The organism is Janthinobacterium sp. FT14W (assembly GCF_009208755.1).
Taxonomy (GTDB): Bacteria; Pseudomonadota; Gammaproteobacteria; order Burkholderiales; family Burkholderiaceae_D; genus Janthinobacterium; species Janthinobacterium violaceinigrum.
This window is the reverse complement of sequence record NZ_WFLL01000002.1, coordinates 100,086-114,581: the sequence shown is the minus strand read 5'-3', so window position 1 is coordinate 114,581 and position 14,496 is coordinate 100,086. Positions and strand designations below refer to the sequence as shown.

At 63.5% G+C, this 14,496-nt stretch carries 17 protein-coding genes; 8 read left to right on the top strand and 9 right to left on the bottom strand.

What is annotated here, in order from left to right; genetic code table 11:
• The first annotated feature begins 111 nt into the window (after nucleotides 1-111).
• The gene (locus GCN74_RS02685) at nucleotides 112-588 is read left to right on the top strand and encodes a PACE efflux transporter (RefSeq protein WP_152255243.1); all 477 of its coding nucleotides are present in this window, start codon (nucleotides 112-114) and stop codon (nucleotides 586-588) included.
• Here GCN74_RS02685 and GCN74_RS02680 read toward each other — a convergent pair.
• On the bottom strand, nucleotides 555-1,445 hold the full coding sequence (locus GCN74_RS02680; protein ID WP_152255242.1) for a LysR family transcriptional regulator: 891 nt from the start codon (nucleotides 1,443-1,445) through the stop codon (nucleotides 555-557). The genes GCN74_RS02685 and GCN74_RS02680 overlap by 34 nt on opposite strands.
• Before the next feature lie 72 nt (nucleotides 1,446-1,517).
• On the opposite strand from GCN74_RS02680, the gene GCN74_RS02675 reads away from it, so the two are divergent.
• Nucleotides 1,518-1,721 (top strand): DUF3460 family protein, encoded by a 204-nt coding sequence (locus GCN74_RS02675; RefSeq protein WP_152255241.1) that lies wholly within the window; start codon nucleotides 1,518-1,520, stop codon nucleotides 1,719-1,721.
• A 66-nt stretch (nucleotides 1,722-1,787) separates the two neighbouring features.
• Here the strand turns inward: GCN74_RS02675 and GCN74_RS02670 are convergent, their stop codons facing one another.
• Complete coding sequence (locus tag GCN74_RS02670) at nucleotides 1,788-2,537, bottom strand: YcbK family protein (RefSeq protein WP_405002810.1); 750 nt, start codon at nucleotides 2,535-2,537, stop codon at nucleotides 1,788-1,790.
• Nucleotides 2,538-2,638: 101 nt separating this feature from the next.
• Complete coding sequence (locus GCN74_RS02665) at nucleotides 2,639-3,475, bottom strand: EAL domain-containing protein (protein WP_152255240.1); 837 nt, start codon at nucleotides 3,473-3,475, stop codon at nucleotides 2,639-2,641.
• A 234-nt stretch (nucleotides 3,476-3,709) separates the two neighbouring features.
• Here GCN74_RS02665 and GCN74_RS02660 point away from each other — a divergent pair, with 234 nt between their 5' ends.
• Nucleotides 3,710-4,522 carry a class II glutamine amidotransferase gene (locus tag GCN74_RS02660; protein ID WP_152255239.1) on the top strand — a complete coding sequence of 271 codons (813 nt, stop codon included), beginning with the start codon at nucleotides 3,710-3,712 and terminating at the stop codon, nucleotides 4,520-4,522.
• A gap of 67 nt (nucleotides 4,523-4,589) precedes the next feature.
• Here the strand turns inward: GCN74_RS02660 and GCN74_RS02655 are convergent, their stop codons facing one another.
• A complete protein-coding gene (locus GCN74_RS02655; RefSeq protein ID WP_152255238.1) occupies nucleotides 4,590-5,120 on the bottom strand; it encodes a GNAT family N-acetyltransferase in 531 nt (176 codons plus the stop codon).
• A gap of 400 nt (nucleotides 5,121-5,520) precedes the next feature.
• On the opposite strand from GCN74_RS02655, the gene GCN74_RS02650 reads away from it, so the two are divergent.
• Entirely contained in the window at nucleotides 5,521-6,477 is a 957-nt protein-coding gene (locus tag GCN74_RS02650) for a sulfate ABC transporter substrate-binding protein (protein ID WP_193316950.1), read from the top strand.
• A 296-nt stretch (nucleotides 6,478-6,773) separates the two neighbouring features.
• A complete protein-coding gene (locus GCN74_RS02645; protein ID WP_034757699.1) occupies nucleotides 6,774-6,992 on the top strand; it encodes a TOBE domain-containing protein in 219 nt (72 codons plus the stop codon).
• Nucleotides 6,993-7,048: 56 nt separating this feature from the next.
• Here GCN74_RS02645 and GCN74_RS02640 read toward each other — a convergent pair whose 3' ends face one another.
• From GCN74_RS02640 to GCN74_RS02630, 3 genes are read right to left on the bottom strand one after another with little or no spacing between them, the layout of a single operon-like run.
• The gene (locus GCN74_RS02640) at nucleotides 7,049-7,477 is read right to left on the bottom strand and encodes a DsrE family protein (protein ID WP_152255236.1); all 429 of its coding nucleotides are present in this window, start codon (nucleotides 7,475-7,477) and stop codon (nucleotides 7,049-7,051) included.
• Between the two features lie 42 nt (nucleotides 7,478-7,519).
• Nucleotides 7,520-8,269 (bottom strand): LytR/AlgR family response regulator transcription factor, encoded by a 750-nt coding sequence (locus GCN74_RS02635; protein ID WP_152255235.1) that lies wholly within the window; start codon nucleotides 8,267-8,269, stop codon nucleotides 7,520-7,522.
• Entirely contained in the window at nucleotides 8,266-8,658 is a 393-nt protein-coding gene (locus GCN74_RS02630; protein WP_226938834.1) for a histidine kinase, read from the bottom strand. Before GCN74_RS02630 ends, GCN74_RS02635 begins: the two co-directional genes overlap by 4 nt.
• Nucleotides 8,659-9,082: 424 nt before the next feature.
• Here GCN74_RS02630 and GCN74_RS02625 point away from each other — a divergent pair, with 424 nt between their 5' ends.
• On the top strand, nucleotides 9,083-9,961 hold the full coding sequence (locus GCN74_RS02625) for a serine hydrolase (protein WP_152255233.1): 879 nt from the start codon (nucleotides 9,083-9,085) through the stop codon (nucleotides 9,959-9,961).
• Here the strand turns inward: GCN74_RS02625 and GCN74_RS02620 are convergent, their stop codons facing one another.
• Nucleotides 9,962-10,894: a DMT family transporter gene (locus tag GCN74_RS02620; protein ID WP_152255232.1), complete on the bottom strand. Its 933-nt coding sequence runs from the start codon at nucleotides 10,892-10,894 to the stop codon at nucleotides 9,962-9,964.
• A gap of 120 nt (nucleotides 10,895-11,014) precedes the next feature.
• On the opposite strand from GCN74_RS02620, the gene GCN74_RS02615 reads away from it, so the two are divergent.
• Complete coding sequence (locus GCN74_RS02615; protein WP_152255231.1) at nucleotides 11,015-11,914, top strand: LysR family transcriptional regulator; 900 nt, start codon at nucleotides 11,015-11,017, stop codon at nucleotides 11,912-11,914.
• Nucleotides 11,915-11,921: 7 nt separating this feature from the next.
• Here the strand turns inward: GCN74_RS02615 and GCN74_RS02610 are convergent, their stop codons facing one another.
• Nucleotides 11,922-13,844, bottom strand: coding sequence for a methyl-accepting chemotaxis protein (locus GCN74_RS02610; protein WP_152255230.1), 1,923 nt, complete (start codon nucleotides 13,842-13,844; stop codon nucleotides 11,922-11,924).
• A 252-nt stretch (nucleotides 13,845-14,096) separates the two neighbouring features.
• On the opposite strand from GCN74_RS02610, the gene GCN74_RS02605 reads away from it, so the two are divergent.
• Nucleotides 14,097-14,492: a DoxX family membrane protein gene (locus GCN74_RS02605; RefSeq protein WP_226938833.1), complete on the top strand. Its 396-nt coding sequence runs from the start codon at nucleotides 14,097-14,099 to the stop codon at nucleotides 14,490-14,492.
• Nucleotides 14,493-14,496: the final 4 nt, after the last annotated feature.

The following is a 14,496-nucleotide window of genomic DNA, read 5'->3' as shown; positions in this document are numbered from 1 at the left end:
GCCAGCATGGTATTGCTGGCGCATATCAATCAGAAAAACTGACAGCTATTAACTTTTAACGTCAACATACCTGACTTAAAATGGCCGCCACTTCACCTTTACAGGCTTTACATGCAAGGCATCAAACGCAAAATCGTCTACGTCACCGCCTTTGAAATCATCGGCATGGCCATTTCCACGGCCTGGCTGACCCTGCTCTCGGGCGAATCGCCCACCAGCACGGGCCCCCTGGCCATCATGATCACCACCATCGCCGTGATCTGGAACCTGCTCTACAACACGGCCTTCGAATACTGGGAAATCCGCCAGGTGTCGCGCACGCGCACCGTCTGGCGCCGCATCCTGCATGCGATCGGCTTCCAGATCACGCTGGTGATCTATCTGATCCCGCTGATCGCCTGGTGGCTCGACATCAGCCTGTGGCAAGCCTTCGTGCTGGACTTCGCCCTGATGCTGATCATCCCGTGCTACAGCTTCATCTTCAACTATTTCTTCGACGGCCTGTTCGGCGTGCCCCTGTCGGCGCAGCAGCCGAAGGAAGAACCGGCCGGCCTTCAGGGCGCTGCCGGCACCTCGGTCAGCAACTGAAGAAAGGACCGCGCCGCCATGCCCAGCGGCCGGTCCTTCATCCACACCAGGTGGATGGGCACGACCAGGCCGTTGCCCGTATTCTTGAAGTCCACCGTGCGCACCCGCCCCGCCGCCAGCGAATGCTCGATGGCCGAGGCGGCAAAGTTGCCCCAGCCCAGTCCCGCCTCCACCATCGCCAGCGCCATCGGCAGGCTGTCCGTGCGCCAGTAGGACAGGCCCACCACGGGGCGCGCATCGGCCAGGTCGAGTTCGCGGCTGGCCACGATGATCTGGCGCAAATTCACCAATTCCTCGATATACAAGGGCCGGCCCGCCACGTCGGGCGGATGGCGGGTCGAGACTATCGCCAGCAAGGCATCGCTGCCCACCAGCTGGAACTGTTCCTCGTGATTGATGCGCCCGCCCGCGAAGGCCATGCAGGCGCTGATGCGGCCCCGGTGCAGCAGGTCGAGCACGTCGTCCTGCGGCGCCGTCAGCACTTCGATGTCGAGCAGCGGATGGCGCAGCGACAGCGCGCGCACGGCGGCCACGAACGGTGCAGGGTCGAGCTCGGCCGCGATGCCCAGCGAAATGCGGCTTTCCAGTCCCTGCGACAATTCCTGCACGTGCAGGTGCAACTGCTTCAGCTGTTCCGCGATCAGGCGCGCATGGGGCAGCAGGGCCAGGGCGGCGGGCGTGGGCACGGCTTCGCGCGCGCCCCGGTCGAACAGGGCGATGCCCAGTTCCGCCTCGATATTGGCCATCGCCATGCTGACGGCCGACGGCGCCCGGCGCAAGGCGCGCGCCGCGGCCGAAAACGAGCCGCCGTCGACGACGGCCAGGAACAGTTCGATGTTATGGCTGGAAAGTTTCATGGGCATGGTGGAAGGTGCGGCACTTTCGGGCGCGCGGACGGTCAAACGGCTAGGACAAGCAGAGGAGCAGCCATGCCGCATGCACTCACCTGCCGCCGCGGCGGCTATGTATCGGAATTCACGCGTTTTATCGACGGCTATCTGCGCGACCATCCCCAGGCGCAAGCGAGCCAGCGCCTGGGCTGGCGCATCTACTGGGAACGCCCTTTGAATGTCGAGCAATGGCGGCGCGCCGAACGCGACAAGGTGCCGGAGCCGCCGTATCACTACGACTGATCCAAACACCGCCGCGCGCGGCAGCGGCATGCGGCCGCACGGCGCACCGCGCGCCGCTACTCAGGTTTAGCCTTTCCAGGTGCGCTGGAGGCCCGTATCGGCATGGATCCAGCCGCCACGGGGGCCGGAACGGTAATAGAAGCCCACGCCGCCCTGCTTGAAGCTGCGCACCAGCGAACCGAGCACTTCCGCGTTCAGGTTGGCCACGCGGATATCGGCGGCGCGGCCCGAGATGTGCAGCGACTGGCGCGCGGCCGGCACGCCCGCTTCGCGCAGGCGGCTGTTCGACTCGGCCGTGCGGTAGCCGGACAGGATCTCCAGCGGCTGCTCGATGCCGTAGCGGGCCACGAACGCTTGCGTGCCCCACAGGGTTTCCAGCAGTTTCGGGTCGATGGGCGCCGTCTTCTTGCCGTTCACGTCGCGCAGCAAGTGGCACAGTTCCTGGTAGGCCGAATCGATGACTTCGCCATCCTTCCAGTACAGCAGCCTGGCTTTTTCATTGCTGGCCGGACGCACCACTTCCAGGGTGCGGGGTTTGAGCCAGAATTCCAGGTCCAGCGCCTGCGCGTCGAAGATGTCCGGCGGCGGTTCCATCTCGGTGATGGCCTGGCGCGACTGCGAAGTGAGCGAGCGGTCGACGCTGGCCAGTTGCGTGGGCTGGGGCGGCACGGCCGTGCGCGGCGTGCGCGGCTTGGCGCTGGCCGAAGCCGATGCGGGAGCGGCCGTGCGCGAGGCGCAGCCGATGAGGGGAGTGGCTACCAGGCCCAGCGCGGCCAGGCCCATACCGTGGTGTAGAAAATTTCTGCGCGATGCCATAGTCAGTCCAATTTAACGATAGGAATACTATAGCGTATTGTGCTGCGAAGAAAAACCCTCTATGCCTATCGTGTCGCCCTCATTTCCGTCCCGGACGCGCCCTACGCGGCCGCGGCGCTGGCCGCGACGTCCTGCCTGGCCTGCGCCAGCGCCGTCAAGGGCTTGTCCAGCAGATAACCCTGGGTCACGATGGGCAAGCCCGTGAGGGCCGCGACGCGCTGCAGCGCGGCCAGCGCAGCCGGCGTGTCCAGGCGCTTGAAGATGACGCGGATTTTCGCCGCATGGCACAGGGTGACGAAGCTGGCGACGGCCTGCTCGTCGCTGAGGTTGCCCGCATCGAGCTTGAACGCGTGCGGGTGCAGGCGCTCGAGCATGCCCGTTGCCTCGTGCACGCTGGCCACGTTGATGGCCAGGCGGAAACCGTTGCGCCGGTAATTGTCGGCCACGTAATTGAGCAGCCAGCCCTGGTTCGGCGTGACCGTCGGCAATTGCAGCACGATGCGCTCGATGGGCAAGCCCAGCGCGTCGAGGATGCGCTGGAAGGCGTGGCCGTGATTGCTGCTGACCGCGCTCAGCAGGCGGTCATGCACGTTCAGGTACAGGTCGGCCTGCTCCGCTTCCGCCTGCCGGAAAAAATTGATGGCGTGCAGCATGCGGCACAGCCGGTCCAGCTCCACCGACTCGTCGTCGCTGGCCGCATGGTCGAGCAAACGCCACAGCGACAAGCCCTCGTCCGCCTTCGACACGCTGCGCGCCAGCCCCTCGAACGCCACCAGCTTGCCGCTCTCGAGTTCGCGCAGCGGCTGGAAGGCGCTGGTCATGGTGCAATTGAAAAAGCGCCCCAGCGCCCTGCCCTCCCCGTCGAGCCAGACACTGGTGCCTGCCTGGGTTTGATGCGACAAACGGGCCAGATAGTTTTTCAGGATGGGAAATGGCATACATGCTCCTTCATGGGGCCGCGCCGGCTGCCCTCATGGGGAAGGCGGCGCCAAAGTGTGCAGAGTAAGGCAGGGCCAAGCAAAGTAGAACGAATGGTTTCGCCATTTGATATGCGGCCAGCAGATATGGATGCCGCAACGGACAGCGCATAACGATAGTCAGAAACATTCCTTCACGCCCCTGCCGCCCGCCTTTACTGTGGGCGTGTACCGATACCATCAGGAAGGGCCGCCATGTGCCAGTTACTCGCAATGAACAGCAGCAAGCCCGCCGCACTGGGATTTTCCTTTGCCGGCTTTGCCGAACGGGGCGGACGCACGGACGAGCACCGCGACGGCTGGGGCATCGCCTATCATTCCAGTAGCGGCTGCACCCTGCTGACGGACCACCTGGCGGCCATCGATTCGCCGCTGGCCGCCACGGTGCAACAGCATCCCGTGAAGGCAAAGAACATCGTCGCGCACATCCGCAAGGCCACGCGGGGCCGCATCGCGCCGGAAAACACGCACCCGTTCGCCCGCGAACTGTGGGGCAAGACCTGGTCGTTCGCCCACAACGGCGACCTCAAGACGTGGCGCGCGCCCGCCGACGCCCACTACCGGGCCAGCGGCGACACGGACAGCGAACAGGCGTTCTGCCACCTGCTGGCCCGCCTGCGCACGCAGTTTCCCGCGGGCGAACCCGCGCGCGCCGACTTGCGCGCCGCCATCGCCGAGGTCGCCAAGGAGATCGCCGCGCACGGCAGCTTCAATTTCATCCTATCGGACGGCGAGCTGCTGTTCGCCCACTGTTCCACGCACCTGCACTATGTGATACGCGAATACCCGTTCTCCGTGGCGCAGCTGATCGACTGCGAACGCAGCATCGACTTTCGCCAGCATAACCATCTGGACGACCGCATCGCCGTCATCGCCACGCATCCGTTGACGCAAAACGAGGACTGGCTGGCGTTTGCGCCCGGCGAGCTGAAACTGTTTGCCGGGGGCGCCTTGCTGCAGGCAAACGATCATGCGCCGCAAGGCGTGTATATCCAGATCAGTTACTGAAGGGAAATATTCAAAGGAAGGGAATGGCCCGCCGCCGGATGGGCGGGCTGAGGTACGGGGGTGGCCGTCAGGCCGAATTGCAGTTGCAAAAGCGCTTGCGCTTGGGGTCGCCGCTGGCGATGCCTGCGGGGTCAATCTGTTTCCAGCAAAAAATCGTTTCCACGCCATACGGCGAACGCACATTGCCCGCCTCGACATAACCCCGCTTGACGAAAAAGGCCTGGCTGCTGGCCGTGCTGTGCAGTTGCAGGGCCTTGATGCCCCACTCGCGCGCCTGCGCTTCCAGCCGTTCCACCAGCGCCTTGCCGGCGCCGCGGCCTTGCGCCTCGGGCAGCAGGTAGCACAGGGCAAGCTTGCCGGCGCGCGTCAGCAAGCCCACGCCGACGACGGCGCCCTGCTCGACTGCGACCAGCGAAAAATTGGTGGGCGACGCAAACCAGCACGCCACCATCTGCGGTGTTTTATTGCCCAGCCAGGCTTCCAGGATGGCCGGATCGTCCCGATGATCGAGGCTGCAGCATTCGACGATGGAGCGTCGTAATACGTTGCACGCCTCGAAAGCGTCGGTCGATGTTGCAATACGAATTTCAAGACTCATGTACGCTCACAAAATATTCCAGTTGCCGATGCAGGCGGTTTTACCCCTGTATCGTGCGATTCGACTATACACCAAGCGGCGCAATCAGGTTTTTTGCCGCGCGCCACGGGCTCGTTTTGCCTATGACGCAATGCTTGCAGACTAAGTGCTGATGCGCACCTTGCCCACGAATGTTTCCAAAAATCGATATATGTTTTTTAGCGCAAACGGGAATCGGATCTAAGCATATTACGAAAAATTCGTTTCTTTTCCGGCCGGAATTTTAGACTATGTCTGTCTATTCTCACAACAAGAGTTCAACATGACCGATTCCAACGCCGTATCGACTACCGCAACGACGCTCGCCCAACGCTCGCGCCGCTGGTTCCTGGCCAGCGCCCTGGCCGCTTCCGCTGCCGCCATGAGCCTGCCCATGAGCGTGTCCGCCGCCGAACCCGTGGTCTTGCTGAACGCCTCGTACGACGTGATGCGCGAATTGTTCAAGGATGTGAATCCCGCTTTTATTGCTGACTGGAAAGCCAAAACGGGCGAAACCATCACCATCAAGCAATCGCACGGCGGTTCGAGCAAGCAGGCGCGCTCCGTCGCCGACGGCCTGGAAGCGTCCGTCGTGACCATGAACCAGGCCAACGACATCGATATCCTCGTCGACCGCGGCCTCGTGGTGGCCGACTGGGCCAAGAAGTTCCCGAACAATGCGGCGCCGTTCTATTCCACCATGGTATATCTGGTGCGCAAAGGCAACCCGAAGCACATCAAGGATTGGGACGATCTGGCCAAGCCCGGCATCAAGGTCATCGTGCCGAACCCGAAAACCTCGGGCAATGGCCGCTACACCTACCTGGCAGCCTGGGGCTATGCCGTGAAAAAAGGCGGCAGCGAAGCGCAGGCGCGCGAGCTGGTGAGCAAGCTGTTCAAGAACGTGCCCGTACTCGACGGCGGCGGCCGCGGCGCCACCACCACCTTCACGCAGCGTGAAATCGGCGACGTGCTGGTGACGTTTGAAAACGAAGTACAGCTGGTGCGCGCCGAATTCGGCGACAACTTCGAGGTGGTGTATCCAAGCATCTCCATCCTGGCCGAGTCGCCCGTGGCCGTCGTCGACAAGGTGGTCGACCGCCGCGGCATCCGCAAGGAAGCCACGGCTTACCTGCAATACCTGTACTCGGAACCGGGCCAGGAACTGGTCGCCAAGCACTACCTGCGTCCCCGTTCGGCCGCGGTCGCCAAGAAATACGCAGCCAGCTTCAAGCCGATCAGCCTGTTCACGATCGACGACGTGTTTGGCGGCTGGAAACAGGCGCAAAAGAAACACTTTGACGATGGTGGCGAGTTCGACAAGATTTATCAGAAGTAAGCTTGCGCCACAACAAAAAAACCGGGACATGTCCCGGTTTTTTTGTTGGCGCGCCGTCACTGCTGTTTCTGCAGCAGCCTGAGGTGGGCAACGGCCGGAACGACAGCAAGCATGGACGCATGGCAAACCTCGCCGTGGCAGTACAGACGAGCATAGGCGAATAATATGCTTGCGGCAGCATCCGCGCACCATTTCCGCATATCGATATGCGCATCGATTCGTGGTCAAAACCCCGCGCGCGCCGTACTCTGGGCATGTCGCGCCGCACGGCGTATCACGGGCATAAAGGAAACATCATGGCTATCTCGGAAGTGAATGTACGCAACCAGTTTCGCGGCAAGATCAAGGAAATCATCTTTGGCCCCGTGGTGTCGGAAGTGGACGTGGAAACGCCGCACGGCATCGTCACCTCGGTGATCACCTCGCGCTCGATCAAGGACCTGGACTTAAAGGTGGGCAGCGAAGTCATCGCCCTGGTGAAATCGACGGAAGTGTCGATCGCCAAGATCCAGTAGGCAGCGCCTGCCCAAGCGCCGCGCCCTTGCCATCTGGCAACGGCGCGGCGTTTGCATCAGGGCTTGATGTACACATAGCCTTCCTGTGCCTGCAGGCGGCTCAGTTCGGCCACGCCCGACGGCACGATGACGGCTTCGGGCAACACGCGCTGGCGGTCGATATTGCGTCCTTGCAAGGTGTTATTGCAGACGCGAAAGCTCACGCCCCGCTTGACCAGCTCGCGCACCGCCACGTCATACGGATAGCCCTGCTTGTCGATGGCGCCGTCGAGCAGGAAGTCGATGCCGGGGCCGTGGGCGACCAGCACGATGGTCGCCTGCGGGCTGGCATCGAGGTGGTTGCGGATATTCCGCAGCGCAGCCGAGGCATTGCTGGCGTCATTGACGTGATACACGACCTTTTCCTCCTTCTGCGCCCCGTGGGCGGCAGTACAGGAGAGCAAGGAAAGAAGGATGGCGGCGAACCAGCGGCGTAGAATTGTCATGAGAAGTCCATATGGTGGCAGATTAAAAACATTGCCATCATATCAATCCCCGAACAAATAGGTAAACGTGCGGCTGACGGGCAGCTTTTCCGTGCTGCCCCGCAGCAGCACCTGCATGCGCTCGGCGTCGATGCGCTCGGCCGCCTCGATGGCCTTCACATTGACCATGGTGCCCCGGTGGATTTGCCAGAACTGTGCGGGATCGAGCCCTCCCAGCAAATCCTTCAGCGGCGTGCGCACCAGCGCTTCCGAGCCGGCCAGCACCACGCGCGTGTACTTGGTGTCGGCCTGGAAAAACAGCACTTCATTGACATCGATCAAACGAATTTGCTTGCCCACGCTGGCCTTGATCCATTTTAGTTTTTCGCGCGGCGGCTCCGGCAGCGCCGCGCGCAGCGACTGCAGCAAATGGGCCATGTCGGCCGGCTGGGCGCCCAGCTTGTCGCGCAGGCGGGCCAGCGCCCGCTGCAAGCGCTCGGCCTGCACGGGTTTCAACAGGTAGTCGACGGCGCCCGCGTCGAACGCGTCGACGGCATACTGGTCGTAGGCCGTGACGAACACCACGTGGGCGCGCTTGCCGATGCGCTCGGCCACTTCCAGGCCCGACAAGCCAGGCATGCGGATGTCGAGAAACACCACATTCGGTTCATGCTCGAGGAAACCGTCCCAGGCATCGTTGCCGTTTTCCGCCACCAGCACGATGCGCGCCTCGGGCCAGGCCAGCGCCAGCATCGCCTGCAGGCGCTCGCGCATCAGCGGTTCGTCTTCCGCGATCAGAATGGTGGCGTTCATGCGGCCTGGCCTTCCATATTCATCGGCAGCACGATCTCGGCGAGCACGCCGCCCTCTGCGCCATCCTGCACGGGCACGCTGGCGGCGCACATTCTCCAGGCCCAGGCCGCCGCCGGGCGCGCTGCCCGGCCCCACGCCCAGACCTGCACCCGTATCCTGCACGCGCAAGCGCATGGCGCCGTCCCGTGGGCGCCATGCTCGGCCAGCTGCTGCACGGCGCCCAGGGTGTTGAACAAGAAATGCGGTTCGATCTGTGCGCGCAGCAGCCGCAGCTGCGATTCGCTCAGTTCGCGCGCTAGGCGGTCGCGCTCGGCATCCTGCTGCAGCTGCAGGGCCAGCGCCTCGTACTGGCGATTGCGCCAGAGCACGACGATGGTCATGGGCACCATGTATACCAGCTGCGCTCTCCTTGTCGTGCCAATCAGGCATGAACGCAGTCTACGGTGCCCCCTTGGCAGGGCATAGCGCGGGGCAACGAAGCACGAAGCGGCAGGCATCAACGACGACGCGCGCGCGGTTTGCCGGACCATGGCTGCCAATATTGCTAAAATAATACGAAGTTTCTATAACGAAATCAATAATTGCGGAACAATTTTCACTACGGCAAGAATAGCCCCGTTTATTCGCCAAATTGGCCGCTACACAGCCTGTGGCGCCCTTATCCCGTAGACATCGCTTGATCTTTAATGGTATTGTTTAAGCTTGGCAAATATTGCCTCCGAGACACACTCCGCGTCCCCGCGCAGGCCTGTCCCGATTTTGCGCGCAGCGCCCTCGATGGCGCCCCAAAACTGCTTTCCCACATACAATCCCATGCTCAAAAAAATGTTCGCCGCAGTGCTGATGACGCTTTCCACAGCGGCCATCGCCGTGCCCTTCGGTTCCCAGTCGATACTGGTGGTCGAAGACGGCACAGGCAAAGTCTTGCTTGAAAAAAATTCCAACGTGGTGGTGCCCATCGCCTCGCTGACCAAACTCATGACGGCCATGGTCGTGCTCGACTCCAAGGCGAATATGCAGGAAGAGATCAGCATCGACCGCGAAGACGTCGACACCTTGAAGCACAGCACCTCGCGCGTGCCCGTGGGCGCCACCCTGAGCCGCCACGACGTGCTGCAACTGGCGCTGATGTCGTCCGACAACCGCGCCGCCGCCTCGCTGGCGCGCACCTTCCCCGGCGGCCCCACCGCCTTTGCCGTGGCCGTCAACGCCAAGATCAAGGCGCTGGGCATGCACCAGACCGTGATCGAGGAGCCGACGGGCTTGTCGCCGAACAACCAGTCGACGGCAGCGGACCTCGTCAAGATGGCCGTGGCCGCCTCGCGCTACCCGGAAATCAGCCGCATCACCACCGATTCGAAGGACGTGATCCAGATCAAGGGCCGCGATGTGGAATACCACAACACGAACCGCCTGGTGGGCGCCAAGGGCTGGGATATCGGCCTGTCGAAGACGGGATACACGAATGAAGCGGGCCGCTGCCTGATCATGCGCATCAAGTCGGCCGGCAAGTTCGCCACCATGATTCTGCTCAACGCGCGCGCCAATTCCGTGCGCGCCATGGACGCCGTCAACATCCGCCGCATGCTGGCGGCCGAAAACGGCATCGAAGAGCCGAAGGTGATGCGCGCTTCCGTCAGCCGGCACAAGAAGGCGCCGGCGAAGCCATCGAAGCGTCGCCGCGCCAAATAATTATTTCGCTTGCCGGTTGGTCATCACCACGCCGGTAATCGTCACCGCGCCGCCCACCAGCATCGAGACGAGCACGGGCTCGCCCAGCAGCGCCGCCGCCAGCACGATGCCGAACACGGGCACGAGGTTGTTGAACACGGCCGTGCGCGACGGTCCCAGCGCTTTTACGCCTTCGTAATACCAGACAAAGCCGATCACCGTGCCGAACACGCCCAGGTAGCCGATGGCGGCCCACACTTGCCAGCCGAAGCTGTGCCACGGCACTGTGGGAAATTCCACGGCCGCCCCCACCAGCAGGAAAGCCAGGCCCCACATAGCCGCATACGTGGTGGCCGCTATCGGCGACAAGCCCTTCAGCGCCACCCGGCCGATCAGGGTATAGGCAGCCCAGCTGGAAATACCGCAGAACATGAAGATCTCGCCAGCGCCGATGCCGCCGCCCGTGCCATGCAGCACGCCGGCGATATCGCCGCGCGTGATGACGATGGCCGTGCCGCAAAACGCCAGCATGATGCCCAGCCACTTGAAGGAACCGAGCCGTTCGCGGAACAGCATGGCCGACGCCAGCGCTGTGACGATGGGGTTCAGGGCCACGAACAGGGCCGTGCGCCCGGCCGGCATGCGCGACAGGGCCGCCAGGAAGCACAGGTTATATAAGAAGATGCCCGTCAGGCCCAAGGCGGCCGTCGTTGCCAGCTGCTTGCGGTCCAGGCGGGGCAAGCCCCCTTCCAGCTTCCAGGCCAGCACGACGAGCAGCAGCACGGCCACGCCGAAGCGTCCGCTGGCGGCCGTCATGGGCGGCATCTGCTGCGCCAGTACGCGCCCGGCAATAAAGGTACCGCCCCAGAACAGGGCGACGAAAATCAGTTTGATGTAGACGAGCGGCGACTGCACGGCGAGCAGCGGAGCCTGGGGTACGGCGGAAGAAGACATGGGATATCCTAGGGTGCATCCTGAAGGCCGCTTGTGTGGCGGGTGATATGCGTATATATTAATACTAATATCAACTCATGAAATAATGAGCAAATACTCATAACTCAACAAAACCACACCATGACCTTCACGCAACTGGAAATTTTTACCCTGGTGGCCGAACTGCACGGCTTTTCCGCCGCCGCCGCGCAGCTGGGCATCAGCCAGTCGGCCGTCTCGCATGCATTGAAAGCGCTGGAAAAAGAGATGGGCGTGGACCTCATCGTGCGCCACCAGGCCTCGGCCGAGCTGACGGACGTGGGCCGCCAGCTGCTCGTGCGCGCGCGCGAAATCCTCGGCCTGTCGGAAGCCATGCGCCAGGAAGCGGCCGACGTGCTGGGCCAGCGCCAGGGCACCTTGCGCATCGGCTCCTTCGGTCCCACGTCGTCGCTGAACCTGCTGCCGGCCATCACGGCGCAATTCCGCCTGCGCTATCCGGGCATCGACCTGCGCATCGACGAAGGGGCCGACCATGAAGTGGTGCAATGGATACGCGAGCGCAGGGTCGATGTCGGCTTCGTCGTGCTGCCCGACGAGCGCTTCGACACGGCGCCGCTGGTGGAAGACCAGATGATGGCACTGGTGCCGCGCAGCCACCCGCTGGCGCAGCTCAAGACCATCACCCTGGCGCAACTGTGCGAGGGGCCGTTCATCATGTCCGAGGCGGGCTGCGCCTGCCTGATCGAACCGCTGTTCGCCAACGCGGGCTTGCAGCCGCACGTGCCCTACCGCATCAGCCAGGTCATCACCATCCTCGACATGGTCAGCCGCGGCGACGGCCTGTCCATCGTGGCCGAACTGGCCTTGCCGCAGCGCCTGCGCGAGCAGTATCCGGAACTGGTCGCCCTGCCCTTGAACCCGCCCGTCAGCCGCAAGGTGGGCCTGGCCGTGCGCGACCGGCGCCAGAACACGCCGGCCACCAACGCCTTTTTCGACGTGGCGAAGCAGATGGCGCCGACCCTGGCGCCCCGGCGCGCCTGAGCGCTGCCTAGAAAGTCTCCCATTCCTCGGACGGTTCCGTCCTGCGGGCCGCCGCCTGGGCGGCAGGACGGCTGGCGATGCGCTGCACGACCGGTGGGCGCGCCGCCGGTTTGAGCGGCGCCGGCGCTGGTCCGTCATCGAGCTTGAACACGCCCACCACCTGCGACAAGGTGCTGGCCTGGTCCTGCAGGCTTTCCGCCGCGGCGGCCGCCTCTTCCACCAGGGCCGCATTCTGCTGCGTCACCTGGTCCATTTGCGCGATCGCCTGGTTCACCTGTTCGATGCCCGAGCTTTGCTCGGCGCTGGCGGCCGTGATCTCGCCCATGATGTCGGTAACGCGGCGCACGCTGTCGACGATTTCCTGCATCGTCGCGCCGGCCTCGTCGACCAGGCGCGCGCCCGAATCGACCTTGCCCACCGAATCGTCGATCAGCAGCTTGATTTCCTTGGCCGCCTGGCTCGACCTCTGCGCCAGGCTGCGCACTTCCGTCGCCACCACGGCAAAGCCCCGTCCCTGCTCGCCCGCGCGCGCCGCTTCCACGGCCGCATTGAGCGCGAGGATGTTCGTCTGGAAGGCGATGCCGTCGATGACGCTGATGATGTCGACGATCTTCTTCGACGAGTCGTTGATCGACGCCATGGTATCGACCACCTGCGCCACCACTTGCCCGCCCTTGCTGGCCACGCCGGACGCCGATTGCGCCATCTGGTTAGCCTGGCGCGCATTGTCCGCGTTCTGTTTCACCGTGCTGGTCAGCTCCTCCATCGAGGCGGCCGTTTCTTCCAGCGAGCTGGCTTGCTGTTCCGTGCGCGACGACAGGTCCTGGTTGCCGGCGGCGATTTCCGTCGACGACACCTTCACCGATTCGCTGGCCGTGCGGATTTTTACCAGCACGGCGGCGATCTTGTCGATGAAGCGGTTGAAGGCGCCCGCGATCTGCGCCAGTTCATCCACGCCGGAAGCGTCGAGGCGGCGCGTCAGGTCGCCTTCGCCCGAGGCGATATCGTCGAGCGCATCGCGCACCAGTTCCAGGCGCTTGAGCATTTTGAAGACCAGCAGCGACAGCAGCAGCGCCGCCAAGCCGGTCAGCAGCGCCGCCGTGACGGTGGCCGTCGTCAGCATCGTCTGCAAGGCCTGCATGGCTTCCTGCTGGTCCAGCACCACGGCCAGCAGCCAGTCGGTACCGCCCACGCGCGTGACGTACAGCATGCCGTCGCGCTCGTTCAAGCGCACGGCCTCGCTCGTGCGCGTGCTTTCCAGGCGGTTGACCTGCGCGGCCGACAGCGCGGCATCGAGCTTCGTCACCGGCTGCAGGCTCAGGTCCTTGCTGGCATGCGCGATGATGGTGCCGCTCTGGTCGACCAGGAAGGCAAAGCTGTGCGGCGTCGGCTTGATCGCCACCACGTTGGCGATCACCGTATCGAGCAGCACGTCCGCGCCCGCCACGCCGCTCGGCGCCTCCTTCGGCCCGACGGGCGCCGTGAACGACACCACCAGCTTGTGGCTGGCCGCATCCACATACGGCGGCGTCAGCATCGGCACGCCCGCCTTGACGGTATCCGTGTACCAGGCGCGCGCGGTGGGATCGAAATCGGCCGGGCGGCCTGGATGGGTAAACACGGAGCGCTTGTCCGCGTAGCCGATGAACACTTCCGCAAAATCGCCGGCCTTTTCCGCGATCTGGAAGGCGCGCAGCGGATCGGGCGTCTCCGCCGACATGACGACGGACGCCATGACTTTTTTCTTGCCGTCGACCCATTGCGCCAGCACGGCCGACTGGCTTTGCAGCAGTTGCTGCATCTGCTGGTCCGAGGACGCCTGCATGCTGTTGCGCGTGGTGATGTAATTGGCGACCGACAAGGCCAGCATGGACAGCACGACGATGGCGACACAGATGAGGACCAAGCGCGTGCGAAGGGAAGACAACATGATGGACTCCTGGTTTCGATGTTGATGGTATCGACACGCGGCGCTTGCGCCGGCAAGCGGGAGCTGCCGAAAATTGCTACGTGTCAATATTTTACATTTCGCAGTTTTACACAAAAATCGGAACAGGAGGATGAAATATTTGGAATATTCAATGAAGAAACCACAGGGGAAGCGCCGCGATGCGCATTGACAACACGCAAGAATTGCTAGACATTTAACTTTTATATGAACAGGCAGCGATTGCCCCCCCACATGACCACCCCCTACCGGCAGCACCGATTGGCCCTGTCTCGCTATGCACTGGCGCTGTTCTTCAGCGTGGCCGGCCTGCTGCATTTCATGTTCCCCGCCGCCTACGCGGGCATCATGCCGCCGTGGCTGCCTGCGCCGCTGCTGCTCGTGTATGTCAGCGGCGCCTGCGAGCTGGCCGGCGGCATCGGCCTGCTGCCCGTGCGCACGCGGCGTCTGGCCGGCATCGGCCTGATCGCGCTGTCGCTGGCCGTGCTGCCGGCGAACGTACAGATGTTGCTGAATGCGCGCGCGGCGGGCGATCCCGCCTGGCAGCAAGCCTTGCTGCTGGCGCGCCTGCCCCTGCAGGCGGCGCTGATCTGGTGGATCTGGACGGTCAGCCGGCAAGCGGGCCGCTAGCCAG